The 11,949-nt window shown below is 70.4% G+C and carries 9 protein-coding genes; 1 reads left to right on the forward strand and 8 read right to left on the reverse strand.

Annotated features, from left to right (window positions below):
• Positions 1-34: 34 nt before the first annotated feature.
• A complete protein-coding gene (locus ACS5RC_RS01560) occupies positions 35-259 on the forward strand; it encodes a hypothetical protein (RefSeq protein ID WP_478342060.1) in 225 nt (74 codons plus the stop codon).
• Between the two features lie 109 nt (positions 260-368).
• Here ACS5RC_RS01560 and ACS5RC_RS01565 read toward each other — a convergent pair whose 3' ends face one another.
• From ACS5RC_RS01565 to ACS5RC_RS01600, 8 genes are all read right to left on the reverse strand, one after another.
• A complete protein-coding gene (locus tag ACS5RC_RS01565; RefSeq protein ID WP_478342061.1) occupies positions 369-1,787 on the reverse strand; it encodes an FAD-binding oxidoreductase in 1,419 nt (472 codons plus the stop codon).
• 65 nt (positions 1,788-1,852) lie between these two features.
• The gene (locus ACS5RC_RS01570) at positions 1,853-3,175 is read right to left on the reverse strand and encodes an MFS transporter (RefSeq protein WP_478342062.1); all 1,323 of its coding nucleotides are present in this window, start codon (positions 3,173-3,175) and stop codon (positions 1,853-1,855) included.
• Between the two features lie 92 nt (positions 3,176-3,267).
• Positions 3,268-4,203, reverse strand: a complete 936-nt coding sequence (locus ACS5RC_RS01575; RefSeq protein ID WP_478342063.1) for a LysR family transcriptional regulator — start codon at positions 4,201-4,203, stop codon at positions 3,268-3,270.
• A 91-nt stretch (positions 4,204-4,294) separates the two neighbouring features.
• Positions 4,295-5,953, reverse strand: coding sequence for an OFA family MFS transporter (locus ACS5RC_RS01580; protein WP_478342064.1), 1,659 nt, complete (start codon positions 5,951-5,953; stop codon positions 4,295-4,297).
• A 233-nt stretch (positions 5,954-6,186) separates the two neighbouring features.
• Entirely contained in the window at positions 6,187-6,480 is a 294-nt protein-coding gene (locus tag ACS5RC_RS01585) for a formate dehydrogenase subunit delta (RefSeq protein WP_478342065.1), read from the reverse strand.
• 4 nt (positions 6,481-6,484) lie between these two features.
• On the reverse strand, positions 6,485-9,358 hold the full coding sequence (gene fdhF, locus ACS5RC_RS01590) for a formate dehydrogenase subunit alpha (RefSeq protein WP_478342066.1): 2,874 nt from the start codon (positions 9,356-9,358) through the stop codon (positions 6,485-6,487).
• A gap of 10 nt (positions 9,359-9,368) precedes the next feature.
• A complete protein-coding gene (locus tag ACS5RC_RS01595) occupies positions 9,369-10,928 on the reverse strand; it encodes a formate dehydrogenase beta subunit (RefSeq protein ID WP_478342067.1) in 1,560 nt (519 codons plus the stop codon).
• Positions 10,925-11,410, reverse strand: a complete 486-nt coding sequence (locus ACS5RC_RS01600) for a formate dehydrogenase subunit gamma (protein WP_478342068.1) — start codon at positions 11,408-11,410, stop codon at positions 10,925-10,927. Before ACS5RC_RS01600 ends, ACS5RC_RS01595 begins: the two co-directional genes overlap by 4 nt.
• Positions 11,411-11,949 lie beyond the last annotated feature (539 nt).

Here is an 11,949-nt window from a genome sequence, read left to right on the forward strand (position 1 = left end):
GGAACGCGGGCCGGTCGGTGCCTGTTGATCGGCGATGAAGCTTCTCACCACGCTGCTCGCCGCGACCGCCCTCTGCACCGTCCTGCTCGGTGCGGGCGCCTACCTCGCCGGCCCGGCGACACCGGGAGCCGGCCCGGAGTCGGGCCTGACGGCCGCGACCGTGCTCGGCACCGACGGCATCGAACGGCCGGCGCTCGACACGAGCCGGCTGCGGGATCTCGCCAACGGGGCGGACCGAGCCGCCGATCCGAACGGCTAGCGCGCCGCCCGGGGAAGCGGTCGCCGGTTCGCCGAGCGACGGCGCGTCGAAACGAGGAGCCTGGGACGTCGGCCCGATGCGATGAGGCCGGATGCGGCGCGAGCGGCCTTCAACGCCGCAGCACCTTGCCGGGGTTCATGATCCCGAGCGGGTCGATGGCGCGCTTGAGGCTGCGCATGGTCTCGACCGCCGCGAGCCCGTGCTCGGCTTCCAGGTAGCCGATCTTCTTCTGCCCGATCCCGTGCTCGCCGGTGCAGGTGCCGTCCATGCTGAGCGCCCGGCCGACCAGACGGTCGATGAAGGCGGCCGCCCGGGCGACCTCGTCGCCGTCGCCGGTATCGAGCACCAGCTGGACGTGAAAATTCCCGTCGCCGACATGCCCGACGATCGGCGCGACGAGGCCGCTGTCCAGGATGTCGCGCTTCGTCTCGGCGACGCATTCGGCCAGCCGCGAGATCGGCACGCAGACATCGGTGGCGACGGCTCTCGCGCCGGCCCGCAGCGCCAAGGCCGCCCAGTAGGCGTCGTGCCGGGCCTGCCAGAGCCGGTTGCGCGCCTCGGCCTCGGTCGCCCATTCGAAGGGCCCGGCCTCCAGGTCGGCTGCGATCGCGCCGAAGCGCTCGGCCTGCTCGCAAACGCCGGCCTCGGTGCCGTGGAATTCGAGCAGCAGCAGCGGCGTCTCGGGCAGGCGCAGCTTCGAATAGGCGTTGCTGGCGCGGACCTGGACTTCGTCGAGGAGCTCGATCCGGGCGAGCGGCAGACCGGACTGGATCGCCAGGATGGTCGCGTCGCAGGCCGCAGCGACGCTCGGGAAGGAGCACACGCCCGCCGAGATCGCCTCCGGGATGCCGCTGAGGCGCAGGGTCAGCTCGGTGATGATGCCGAGCGTGCCCTCCGAGCCGACGAGGAGGCGCGTGAGATCGTAGCCCGCCGCGGATTTGCGCGCCCGGCTCCCCGTCCGCACCACCTGGCCGTCCGGCAGCACAGCGGTGAGCGCCATCACGGCGTCGCGCATGGTGCCGTAGCGGACGGCGTTGGTGCCGGAGGCGCGGGTCGCGGCCATGCCGCCGAAGGAGGCGTCCGCGCCCGGGTCGATCGGGAAGAACAGCCCCTGGTCGCGCAGCGCCAGGTTGAGGGCCTTGCGGGTGACGCCGGCCTCGACGACGCAGTCGAGATCCTCGGCATGGACGGCGAGGATCCGGTTCATGCCCGACAGATCGACGCTGACGCCGCCGAGCGGCGCGTTGACGTGGCCCTCCAGCGACGAGCCGGTGCCGAAGGGGATCACCGGCACGCGGTGCTCGGCGCAGAGCCGCACGATCGCCTGCACCTCCTCCGTCCCCTGCGGGAACACCACCGCGTCCGGCGGCTGGCTCGGCGCCCAGGTCAGGGTGCTCGCATGCTGCGCCCGGATCGCCTCTCCGGTGGAGAGCCGGTTGCCGAAGCGCGCGCCGAGCCCCGCGACCACCGCGGCGACCGCCTCGCGGCTCGGCAGGGGCATGGACGGGCTCGGTGCGGGTGCGGTCATGGGATGATCGGGCGGCCGTGGGAACCGCCTGCCATAGCGGGCCGCGCCCCGGCCGGAAAGGCGGCCTAGGCGCGCGCGCCGACCGGATCCGCCGCGCCGACATCCCGCGGCCCGATCGTCCGGCCGCGGGTCTCGGGCAGGGCGAGCGCGGCGAGCGTGCCGATCACGCTGAAGGCCGCGAGGTAATAGGCCGGGGCGAGGCGGTCGCCGGTCGCGGAGATCAGCCAGTTGATCACGTAGTTGGTGCTGCCCCCGAAGATCGAGACCGAGAAGGCGTAGACGATGGACAGCCCCGCGCTGCGCACCGCGCGCGGCAGGGCTTCGGGGATCCCGACGATGATCGCCGCCGCGTTGATCGAGGAGAGCGCCGAGAGCAGGAAGGTCACGGCATAGACCCGGAACGCGGTCGGCTCGTGCACCATCCAGGCGAAGGCCGGCACGGCGAGGATGAGGATGAGGGCGCGGGGCCAGATCATCACGGGGCGCCGCCCGATCCGGTCGGCGAGCCACCCGCCCAGGAGCGGGAACGCCACGGAGGCGAGGCCGAGCGCGATCGGCACGGCGGTCGCGACGGTCTCGGTGAGCCCGAGCGTCGCCCCCGCATAGACCGGCATGTTGGTGCCGACCGCGTTCGAGACGGTCGAGGCGGCGATGACCAGGAAGGTGAGGGCGAGGAGCCGGCCGTGATCGCGCAGAAGCCGAACGAGCACCGCGCGGGTGCTGCCGGCAGCTCCGGGATCCGCCGTCTCGCCCGCCGTCTCGGGCAGGTGGCTGCGGATGATCAAGCCGACCGGCACGACGACGAGGCCCAGCGCGAACATCAGGCGCCAGCCCCAACTCGCCATGGCGGCTTCGCCCACGCCCAGGGTCAGGACCGAGGCCAGGATGCCGGCGACCAGCGCGGCGCAGCCCTGGCTCGCGATCTGCCAGCTCGCCACGAAGGCGCGGTGCCGCTCGGGGGCGGCCTCCAGCAGGTAGGCGGTCGAGGGGCCGACCTCGCCGCCGAGCGCCAGCCCCTGGATCAGGCGGCCCACGATGACGATCACCTGCGCCCAGCCGCCGAGCACGGCGTAGCTCGGGCAGGCGGCGAGCATGACCATGCCGACCGCCATCAGCCCTATGGTGATCAGCATGGCGGGCTTGCGCCCGGCCCGGTCGGCGAAGGCGCCGATCAGGATGCCGCCGATCGGGCGCATGACGTAGCCGACGCCGAAGAGGGCCAGCGAGGCGAGCAGGCTGTGGGTGGCGTCCTGGGCCGGGAAGAAGGCCTCGCCGATCGCCTTGGCGAAGAAGGCGTAGATGGTGAAATCGTAGAATTCGAGGGCGTTGCCCAGCACCACGGCCGCGACCGCCTTGCGCTCCAGCCCCGGCTTCGCGCCGGACCGCATGTCCCGTTCCTGCATCCCGATCCCCGTTCCGGCTCCGACCCGTTGTAGGGCCGCCGCGCGGGCGGCCCACCCCGTGGGACCGGCCGTCCGGCTCAGGGCGCGTCGGCCGGCAGGTCGAGATCGGCGATGTCGAGCGCCGCATCGAGGGTGCGGGCGAGGCCGCGGGCGATGGCGACCAGCGCCGTCACCATCGGGGTCGAGGGCTCGCGCCGGGCCGCGACGAGGCCGATCGTGTGCTCGAGATTGGGCGCCGTGATGGGGATCGCCCGCACGCCCTTCATCGGGCCGAGCGCGTCGGCGAGGATCGCCGGCATCACGCTCGCCCATTGCAGGGTGCGCACGTGGGTCATCAGCACGATCATCGAGTTCGATTCGAGGGTCGCGGACGGCTCGGCCCCCGCGGCGCGGATCTGCTGGTCGATGATGCGCCGGTTCTGCATGTTGGGCGTCAGCAGGCAGAGCGGGATGCGCCCGACCTCGGCCCAGGTCACCGAGGCGCGGTCGTCGTAGGGGCCGCCCGCCGCGGTGAGCAGGCGGTAGCGCTCGCGGTAGAGCGGCACCGCGATGACGCGGCCGAGCGGCTCGTTGTCGAGGTAGGTCAGGCCCGCATCGGCCTCCAGGTTCTCGATCAGCGAGAAGATGTCGGCGGAGGTGGTCGATTCGACCGTGAGCCGCACGTTCGGGTGGCGGGCGCGGTAGGGGGTGGTGAGACTCGCCACCATCGGCAGGGCCGTGGGGATCGCGGCGATGCGCAGGTGGCCGGTGAGGCCGCGGCGCAGCGCGGCCACGTCCTCGTGCATGGCGCGGGCATCGGCCACGATCCGGCGTGCCCAGTCGAGCACGCGCTCGCCCTCGGGCGTGAAGCCGTGGAAGCGCGATCCGCGCAGGACGAGCTGGACGCCGAAGCGGTTCTCGAGCTGCTTCACTCCGGCCGAGAGGGTCTGCTGGGTCACGCCGCAGGTCTCGGCGGCGTGACCGAAATGCTGCTCGCGGGCGAGCGCGAGCAGGAAGTCGAGCTTGTCGATCACGGGCGCATCCGGGCCGGCCGCCGCGCGGGCGGCGCGTGGCATGCCCGTAGGTAGGCCCCGCGCCGCCCGGTCACAATCGCCGGTTCGGGCCTCAGCGGAACAGGATCAGCGCCTTCGACAGGGTGATGCCGATGCCCCAGAGGATGGGCAGGCCGACCACCGCCCAGGCGATCAGCGCCGTGACCGAGAACCCGCCGCGGCCGATGCCGAACGAGCCCGAGGGCCCGGCCGCCGCGCCGGAGCGGGGATCGGCCTTGGCGACGCGCGTCTCGTCCATGAACCAGTGCTTGGCCAGGGGCCGGACACCGAGGTTGCAGAGGAAGCCCACCGCCAGGAAGCCGGCCAGGATGTACATGGTGCGCCCGTAGAGATCGGCGCCCTGCACGCCCGCCGCCGCCTGAAGCTCGCGGATCTTCGTGACCACGAAGGGCCCGACGATGCCGGCCGTCGACCACGCGGTCAGCAAGCGCCCGTGGATGGCGCCCACGAACTGCGTGCCGAAGACGTCGGCGAGATAGGCGGGGATGGTGGCGAAGCCCCCGCCATACATCGACAGGATCACGCAGAAGATCGCCACGAACAGCGCCTGCGAGCCGATCCCGGCGGACCAGGGGGCGGCGGCGTAGAGGGCACAGCCCAGCGCGAAGAAGATCGCGTAGGTGACCTTGCGACCGAGCTTGTCCGACATCGAGGCCCAGAAGAACCGGCCCAGGATGTTGAACAGCGACAGGAGCCCGACGAAGCCCGCGGCGATCGCCGCGATCTGGGCCTTCTGCGCGCCGTCGAGGGCCGAGAAGCCGGTGCCGGGCTGACCGATCAGCGCGCCGCCGAAGATCTCCTGCAGCATCGGCGAGGCCAGCGCCAGAACGCCGATGCCGGCCGAGACGTTGAGGCAGAGCACCAGCCAGAGCAGCCAGAATTGCGGGGTCTTGTGCGCGTCGTCGAGATGGACGTGGCCCGAGGCGATCATCGCGTTGCTGCCGCCCTTCGGCGTGAAGCCCTCGGGGCGCCAGCCGTTCGGCGGCACCCGGTAGCCGAAGGCGCCGGCCAGCATGAAGGCGAGGTAGCCGAGGCCCATCACCGCGAGCGTCTGCCAGACGCCGGCCGAATCCGCGGTGCGGAAGCTCTTGATCAGCCCGTCGGCGAGCGGCGAGCCGATCATGGCGCCGCCGCCGAAGCCCATGATCGCCATGCCGGTGGCCATGCCGCGTCGGTCGGGGAACCACTTGATCAGGGTCGAGACGGGAGAGATGTAGCCGAGCCCGAGCCCGATGCCGCCGATCAGCCCCATGCCGAGCCAGACGATCCAGAGCTGGTGCAGGTAGACGCCGAGGGCGCCGACGAGGAAGCCGCCGCCCCAGCAGAGGGCCGCCACCAGCCCCGCCTTGCGCGGGCCCGCCCGCTCCAGCCAGCCGCCGAACAGGGCGGCCGAGAGGCCGAGAACCACGATGCCGATCGAGAACACCATGACGAGGTCGCTGACGCGCCAGTCGCAGGTGGTGGTGAACAGGGCGGTGGCGATGCTCATGTCCGGGCAGGCGGCGGGCGCCGGCTGGCCGACCGAGAGGGCTCGCGAGAGCGGCAGCCAGAACACCGAGAGCCCGTAGGCCATGCCGATGCAGAGGTGAATGCAGAGCGCCGCGGGCGGCACCAGCCAGCGGTTGAACCCGGCCCGCGCGACGATCCGCTCCCGGGACAGGAAGCCCGGCTCCGTACCGGGCGCGACCGTGCCCGTCATTCCGACACTCATGACGTCCTCCTCCGTGGCCGCCTCGTTCGCGGGCCGCGCACACGGGAGAGATTTAGCGGTTTCCATGTCGACGGGAACCGGGGCGCACGCCGATCCTCGTATTTTTAATCCAGAGAACCACGGAAAATGCACCGCTTTCGACCCGGGAGCGGCCACGGTGGCCGCAACCGGCCGGATCTCGCGAAGGCCCGGCCGGAGCGGGGCCTTCGCGAGCGCCTGTCGGGACGCCGGCCTCAGCCGGCGTCGCTCGCGCCCTCTCCGAGCTTCTGCGGATCGCGGGTCGCGGCGCGGACCGGGCTTTCGGCGCCGGTCTCGGGGCCGTGCATGGCCCGCCGGACCAGCATGTCGGCCCGCTCGCCCATCGCCGGGAGAGCCGCCGTCAGGCGGTGGACCATCTTGGGGGTCCAGAACGCGGTGATGTGCTTCTGGATGCCGGCCACCGCCTCCTCCTCCGGGTAGGACCGGAAGAAGCTGGCGATCTGGTTGGCCATGCGGAGGAGCTTGTCCTCCTGAGTCAGGGCGCTCATCCGCTCACTCCGCCGCGTCGAGGGTGGCATCCTGGGAATTGGCGATGCGCGTCAGCGAGAAATCCTCCTCGTAGAATTTCGCCTGCCAGTCCGAGGGCCGGTTCGTTCGCCGCACCTGCACCGCCGTTACCTTGTACTCGGGGCAGTTGGTCGCCCAGTCCGAGAAGTCCGTGGTGATGACGTTGGCGCCGGTCTTGGCGTGGTGGAACGTGGTGTAGACCACGCCCGGTTGCATCCGCTCGGTGATCTTGGCCTTGAGCGCGATGTCGCCCGAGCGGCTCTCCAGCGAGACGAGATCGCCGTCGACGATGCCGCGCAGCTCCGCGTCGAAGGGGTGGATCTCCAGCACGTCCTCCTCGTGCCAGCGCGAATTGTGGGTGCGCCGGGTCTGCGCGCCGACATTGTACTGGGACAGGATCCGGCCCGTGGTGAGGATGAGGGGGAACTTCGCCCCCGTGCGCTCCTCGGTGGCCACGAACTCGGTGATCATGAACCGGCCCTTGCCGCGCACGAAGCGGTCGACGTGCATCATCGGGGTGCCGAGCGGCGCCTTCTCGTTGCAGGGCCACTGCACCGAGCCGAGCTCGTCGAGCTTGGCGTAGGACACGCCGGTGAAGCTCGGCGTCAGGGATGCGATCTCGTCCATGATCTCGGACGGATGCGTGTAGGTCATCGGGTAGCCCAGCGCGTTCGAGAGCAGCACCGTGCCCTCCCAGTCGCCGTAGCCGCCCATCGGGGGCATCACCTTGCGCACGCGGGAGATGCGGCGCTCGGCGTTGGTGAAGGTGCCGTCCTTTTCGAGGAACGAGGCGCCCGGCAGGAAGACGTGGGCGTACTTGGCGGTCTCGTTCAGGAACAGGTCCTGCACGACGATGCACTCCATCGCCATCAGGCCGGCGGTGACGTGGTGCGTGTCGGGATCCGACTGCGCGATGTCCTCGCCCTGGATGTATAGGCCCTTGAACGAGCCATCGACGGCCTCGTCCAACATGTTGGTGATGCGCAGGCCCGGCGCGTTGTCGAGCTTGGCGCCCCAGAGGGCCTCGAAGCTCTCGCGGGTCGCGTCGTCCGAGACGTGGCGGTAGCCCGGCAGCTCGTGCGGGAACGAGCCCATGTCGCAGGAGCCCTGCACGTTGTTCTGGCCGCGCAGCGGGTTCACGCCCGCGCCCAGCATGCCGATGTTGCCGGTGGCCATGGCGATGTTGGCCATGCCCATCACCATGGTCGAGCCCTGGCTGTGCTCCGTGACGCCGAGCCCGTAGTAGATGCCGGCGGCACCACCCTTGGCGTAGAGTCGGGCGGCACCCCGCACCTGCTCGGGGTCGAGCCCGGTGAACTGCGCTTGGTTCTCCGGCGAGTGGCGCTCGTCGGCGATGAAGCGAGCCCAGGACTCGAACTCGGCGAGGTCGCAGCGCTCGCGCACATAGGCCTCGTCGATCAGCCCCTCGGTGACGATGACGTGCGCCAGCGCGTTGATGAAGGCGACGTTGGAGCCGGGCTTCAGCGGCAGGTGGAAGTCGGCCTTGATGTGGGGCGACTTCACGAGGTCGATCCTGCGCGGGTCGGCGACGATGAGCTTGGCGCCCTGTCGCAGGCGCTTCTTCATCCGCGAGCCGAAGACCGGGTGGCCGTCGGTGGGATTGGCGCCGATCACCAGGATCACGTCGGAATGCTCGACGGACTTGAAGTCCTGCGTGCCGGCCGAGGTGCCGAGCGTCGACATCAGGCCGTAGCCGGTCGGCGAGTGGCAGACGCGGGCGCAGGTGTCGACGTTGTTGTTGCCGAAGGCGGCGCGCACGAGCTTCTGGACGAGGTAGGCCTCCTCGTTGGTGCAGCGCGACGAGGTGATGCCGCCGACCGAATCCTTGCCGTACTGGGCCTGGATCCGCTTGAACTCGGAGGCCGCACGGTCGATCGCCTCTTCCCACGACACCTCGCGCCACGGATCCGTGATCTTCTCGCGGATCATCGGCTTGGTGATGCGGTCCTTGTGGGTGGCGTAGCCGTAGGCGAAGCGGCCCTTGACGCAGCTATGGCCCTCGTTGGCCTTGCCGCCCTTGTAGGGAACCATGCGCACGACGCGGGTGCCCTGCATCTCGGCCTTGAACGAGCAGCCGACGCCGCAATAGGCGCAGGTGGTGACCTCGGCGTGCTCGGGCTGGCCGAACTCGTGGATCGACTTCTCCTGCAGCGTCGCGGTCGGGCAGGCCTGCACGCAGGCGCCGCAGGAGACGCACTCGGATTCGAAGAAGTTGGTCGGGCCTGCGGCGACGCGCGAGTCGAAGCCGCGGCCACTGATCGTCAGCGCGAAGGTGCCCTGCACCTCCTCGCAGGCGCGGACGCAGCGGTTGCAGACGATGCACTTGGACGGATCGTAGGTGAAGTAGGGGTTCGATTCGTCCTTCGGCAGGTACTTCTCGGCGGACGGCTTGACGTGGTTGTCGCCGTCGTAGCCGTAGCGCACGTCGCGCAGGCCGACGATGCCGGCCTGGGTCTGCAACTCGCAATCGCCGTTGGCCGCGCAGGTCAGGCAGTCGAGCGGGTGATCGGAGATGTAGAGCTCCATCACGCCCTTGCGGAGCTTCGACAGCTTGTCCGTCTGGGTGCGGACCACCATGCCGTTCTCGGCCGGCGTGGTGCAGGAGGCGGGCGTGCCGCGCCGTCCCTCGATCTCCACGAGACAGAGCCGGCAGGAGCCGAACGGCTCGAGGGAATCCGTGGCGCACAGCTTCGGGATCTGCGTGCCGGCGTGCATCGCGGCGGCCATCACCGAGGTGCCGGCTGGGACCGTGACGGACATGCCGTCGATCGTCAGCGTGACGGTCTGCTCGGCGACGCGGATCGGCGTGCCGTAGTCGATTTCCTTGATCAGGGCCATCGACGCCTCCTCACTCGGCCGCGATCGGCAGATCGCCGGCGCGCCTGAAATCATCGGGGAAATGGGTGATCGCGCTCATCACGGGCATCGGCGTGAGCCCGCCCATGGCGCAGAGCGACCCGTCGGTCATGACCTCGCAGAGGTCTTCCACCAGCTTCAGGTTCGCCTCCGGGCGGATGCCGGAGATCACCTTGTCCATGGTCTCGACGCCGCGGGTGGCGCCGATGCGGCAGGGGGTGCACTTGCCGCACGACTCGGTGGCGCAGAACTCGAAGGCGAAGCGGGCCTGGCGCGCCATGTCGACCGTGTCGTCGAACACCACGATGCCGCCGTGGCCGACGAGGCCCTTCTTGGCCGCCATCGCCTCGTAGTCGAGGGGCGTGTCGAGCAGGTGGTCGGGGAAATAGGCCCCGAGCGGCCCGCCGACCTGCACCGCGCGGACCGGACGGCCCGAGCGCGTGCCGCCGCCGAACTCCTCGATCACCTGCCGGATGGTGATGCCGAAGGCCATCTCGATCAGGCCGCCGTGCCGGACGTTGCCGGCGAGCTGGATCGGCAGGGTGCCGAGCGAGCGCCCCATGCCGTAATCGGCGTAGGCCTTGGCGCCGTGCTCCAGGATCCAGGGCACGGCCGTGAAGGTCATCACGTTGTTGACGAGCGTCGGCTTGCCCAGGAAGCCCTTCAGCGCCGGGATCGGGGGCTTGGCCCGCACGATGCCGCGGCGGCCTTCCAGGCTCTCCAGCAGCGAGGTCTCCTCGCCGCAGATATAGGCGCCGGCGCCGAGCCGGACCTCCAGGTGGAAGGCCTTGCCCGAGCCGAGGACGTTCTCGCCGAGGACGCCGGCCTTCACCCCGTTGGCGATGGCCTCCTTCAGGGTGGCGAAGGCCTGGGGGTATTCCGAGCGCAGATAGATGTAGCCGCGCGTGGCCCCGGTCGCGAGGCCCGCGATGGTCATGCCCTCGATGAGGTTGAAGGGGTCGCCCTCCATCATCATCCGGTCGGCGAAGGTGCCAGAATCGCCCTCGTCGGCGTTGCAGACCACGTATTTCTGGTCCGCCCTCGCCAGCATCACGGTGTTCCACTTGATGCCCGCGGGGAAGCCCGCGCCGCCGCGGCCGCGCAGCCCCGACTCCCGCACCGCGGCCACGATGCCCTCGGCATCGGTCCGCAGCGCCGCCTCGAGGCCGCGGTAGCCGCCATGCGCCCGGTAATCCTCGACCGAGACCGGATCGACCACGCCGCAGCGGTGGAAGGTGAGGCGCTGCTGGCGGGCGAGGAACGGAAGCGCCTCGGGTTTGCCGAGGCGCAGGGCGTGGTCGCCTCCCGTGGTCAGGCCGGCATCGAGCAGGGCGTCGACGTCGGCGACCTTGACCGGGCCGTAGGCGATGCGGCCCTCGGGCGTTCCCACCTCGACCATCGGCTCGAGCCAGAACAGGCCGCGCGATCCGGTGCGCACGATGGTGACGTCGAGGCCGCGGCGCTCGGCGCCCGCGAACAGCGCGCGGGCGACCTTGTTGGCGCCGAGGCCGAGGGCGACCGCGTCGCGGGGGACGTAGATCGTGACGCTCATTGGCGGGTCTCTCCCATCGCGTCGCTCAGGGCGGCGTCGAGCGCATCGGCGGTGAGGTGGGCGACCGGCTCGTCGTCCACTAGGGCCGCCGGGCCGTTGGCGCAGAGCCCGAGGCAATAGACCGGATCGACCGTGCAGGTGCCGTCGCGGGTGGTGCCGTGCCAGTCGACGCCGAGACGCTCCAGGATCTCGGCATGGAGCTTGTCCGAGCCCATCGCCTGGCAAGCCTCGGCCCGGCAGAGCTTGACCGCGTGCCGGCCGGCCGGGGCGCTGCGAAAATCGTGGTAGAAGGTGATGCAGCCGTGGACCTCGGCGCGCGACAGGTTCAGCGCATCGGCGATCAGCGGCACAGCCCCGGCATCGACGTATCCGAAGGTCTCCTGCAGGGCGTGCAGGATCGGCAGCGTCGCCCCTTCGAGATGGGTATGCTCGGCGATGATCCCGGCGGCGCGCGGGGCGCTCCAGGCTTCGAAACGCGGCATGGTTTCCTACCTACATTGTTCCTTTTCTAAGCCGGAGTGGAACAGAAATGCCGATTGCACTCAATCAAGCGGTTCGGTCGCCTGACAAAGAATATCTGTTAGCCTGTAACCCAGTAAGCGGGGTGAGTGCGCCTTTGCGGCCTCCGCGTCGCAGTGCGGATCGGGCATGGATCAGCAAAGAGTTTTTGTCGAAACCGGTGTCCTACTCCGCGTAGCCCTGTGCTGCGCACAGGGGTGGCCTGCATTAAAATTCCGGAGATTTGTCTCTCGGTTCTCCGAGGTGGCGACCGGCGCGTCATCCGGCCGCCAAGCGGGTGCGATGGCTGCGGATCGTCCGAGCCATGACGCCGCTCCGATCGATGATCGGATCTCTTCGGCGGCGCCTCTTGGCGCCCTCGAACGAGGGATTTGGGAGTCCGGACACCGAGCGACGGGCGCGGATTCCCGTCGCGCCGCCACGGCATCGGCCGAAGGGCACGAGACGACCGATCGCGCCGCGCGAGGCGGCAACCGCCTGTCGCCTCCGGTCCGCGGATCCA

The organism is Methylobacterium sp. HJ2, assembly GCF_056431005.1.

Coding starts and splice junctions, on each gene's coding strand:
- ACS5RC_RS01560 (WP_478342060.1), top strand. CDS start 35: ATGAAGCTTCTCACCACGCTGCTCGCCGCGACCGCCCTCTGCACCGTC.
- ACS5RC_RS01565 (WP_478342061.1), bottom strand. CDS start 1,787: ATGACCGCACCCGCACCGAGCCCGTCCATGCCCCTGCCGAGCCGCGAG.
- ACS5RC_RS01570 (WP_478342062.1), bottom strand. CDS start 3,175: ATGCGGTCCGGCGCGAAGCCGGGGCTGGAGCGCAAGGCGGTCGCGGCC.
- ACS5RC_RS01580 (WP_478342064.1), bottom strand. CDS start 5,953: ATGAGTGTCGGAATGACGGGCACGGTCGCGCCCGGTACGGAGCCGGGC.
- ACS5RC_RS01585 (WP_478342065.1), bottom strand. CDS start 6,480: ATGAGCGCCCTGACTCAGGAGGACAAGCTCCTCCGCATGGCCAACCAG.
- fdhF (WP_478342066.1), bottom strand. CDS start 9,358: ATGGCCCTGATCAAGGAAATCGACTACGGCACGCCGATCCGCGTCGCC.
- ACS5RC_RS01595 (WP_478342067.1), bottom strand. CDS start 10,928: ATGAGCGTCACGATCTACGTCCCCCGCGACGCGGTCGCCCTCGGCCTC.
- ACS5RC_RS01600 (WP_478342068.1), bottom strand. CDS start 11,410: ATGCCGCGTTTCGAAGCCTGGAGCGCCCCGCGCGCCGCCGGGATCATC.